At 54.6% G+C, this 2,041-nt stretch carries 2 protein-coding genes; both read right to left on the reverse strand.

The features are described from left to right. Window positions 1-152: 152 nt before the first annotated feature. A complete protein-coding gene (locus tag AB1K62_RS14605) occupies window positions 153-644 on the reverse strand; it encodes a DUF3598 domain-containing protein (protein ID WP_367004693.1) in 492 nt (163 codons plus the stop codon). Between the two features lie 10 nt (window positions 645-654). Beyond that, window positions 655-2,041 (reverse strand): alpha/beta fold hydrolase (locus tag AB1K62_RS14610; protein ID WP_367004695.1); only part of this gene is annotated, 1,387 nt, incomplete at its 5' end.

Consider the following 2,041-nt stretch of genomic DNA (forward strand, 5'->3'; position numbering starts at 1 on the left):
CCCTGCTTCAGACAGCGAATTTAACGCAGCAGCGCCGGTGCGCTCGTGCAGGAATACCCGGTCGATGGCGATAAGATCGCCACCGCCCGGTAATTGTGCAACAACATGGCTGTCCCACAGTTTGTCAAATAGAGATTGCATTGTAGACAGTCTTAATTCCCCATTTCAGCGTCAACTTTGCGCCAGTCCCTCGTCACCAGTTTTTCCTGAATGGCGGTGCGGGTTTCAAGCATGCCATCGCGGATCCAGTGCCATGTACGGCAGCGGTTTTGTCCATCATCCGAAATCTGGATCTGCTCGTAGAGGTAAAGTGAAGGATCGCCCTGCCGCTGCCAATATAGCATTACCGTGCGGTTATATTCGTCCAGAGGCACTTCTGCGGCCCAACCTTTGATAAGTTCGTTGTCCCACCAAACCCGTTTGTCCCGATATTCTGCTGGGAATTCCCGGTTTTCGGTCTTGCCATCTGCCCATGTATAATAGTTGCTTTGATGATAAGGCACGGATCCCTCATCCGGAAAACGGCACAACAAACGCGAAGCATGCTCGTCTACTTTTTCATTCTGCGCGTTAAAATATGTGTAGGTACCGTCCCAGACGCCTTCGTGACGAGCCAGAAGTGGCATATCTTCTCTAATTCCCATGATAATCTCCTTATCTTGATTGCAGGGCTATGTGAAATTGTTTGGCCGCGCGGGCATTGAGCAGGTCGAGATGCCGTTTAGCCAGTATTGCGGGGGTTAAAACCTCTGGTTCGAACGCGCGGGCATTGTCTTTGCCGGCCTTATACCATGGTTCGAATATTTCGGTAGCCCGGACGATTTGCCAGGCTTTGGTCAGATAGTTGCCATAGCGGTCGGGGGACAGGTCGGGGTAGAGACAATCCGGATCGCCTGATGGAACAGATGGAGTCACTATGGCCTGAATCCCAAATTGTGCTGCTACTGCATCGATGACCGCCTGCCAGTCCGCCCAGTCTGTTGGAGCTTGTCCCGTCCAGTCGCCTGACAGGCCGTGTCCGGGCACGTCTATGGCTATGCTTCCCTGCGGTATGGATGCACCGATTGCGGCGGCGGGGGCATGGAGCAGGAGCTTGTCTGCATCGCGCGCCCCTTTCCAGTGGATCAGGCCGCTGAAACGCGCGGTTTCGATGAATGTAAAGCCTTCATCCTGCGCCTCGTTCAATGGTGGCAATGCCGGATTGTCAGTTTCCAGAAGATGGGCAAGGCTGACAGCTTGATGTTCGGCCGGGGTGGCCACTTTTTGCGCGGACCATGATTTCGGCATTTCACCAAGCCGGTCAATATGCGCTTGCAACGGATCGCCGTCATAAGCACTGATGAGACAGGGCGGGGCATCGGTATCTGCCGCCGGAATATCTCTTGGCGCGCGCAAGACAGCACCGTAGCCGGCCTGATAGGCATTGCCCGCGTCTAGCATTTCACGCACCACTGCGTCCACCCGGACCGGGTCGGCATGGGCACCCGGCAGACGGGCGCTATGCTTGGCCGTAAACCAGGGGAAGAACCAGCTTTGCTCGAGAATCCGGTTCCAGAGCCAGGTCAAATGCTCGCCATAAGCTGACGGATGGAATTCCGGCAAATAGTTGTCGCTAAACAGAGATACTTCTTCCGGTGTCCAGATTGCATAGCCGCCAACGGCCAGAGTCGAGAACCGATTCGGGTGGCGTTTGACGGCGGTGACCAGAATCATTCCGCCAGAATGAAAGCCGTATGCCGCGCATTTTTCGATGCCTAGCGCATCCAGAAAACCAACTACCGCATCTGCATATTCATTGATTTCCGGTTCGCCGGGCAGGGCGTCAGATTGTCCGAAACCCGGCGTATCCGGCGCGATACAGGTGAAATGCTTAGCCCATTTCAACATCAGGTCTTCATATTCTTTTGAACTGCGCGGGCTTTGATGGACCATCAACAAGGGAGGGCCATTGCCCACCTTGCGAAAATGGACTCTGCGGCGATTGCCGTCCTCTTCAACATCTATAAAGTGGCGTGTAATCATGCGGCCTATATTTGTCCGG

This window comes from Parasphingorhabdus sp. JC815 (genome assembly GCF_040717415.1).
Lineage (GTDB): Bacteria > Pseudomonadota > Alphaproteobacteria > Sphingomonadales > Sphingomonadaceae > Parasphingorhabdus.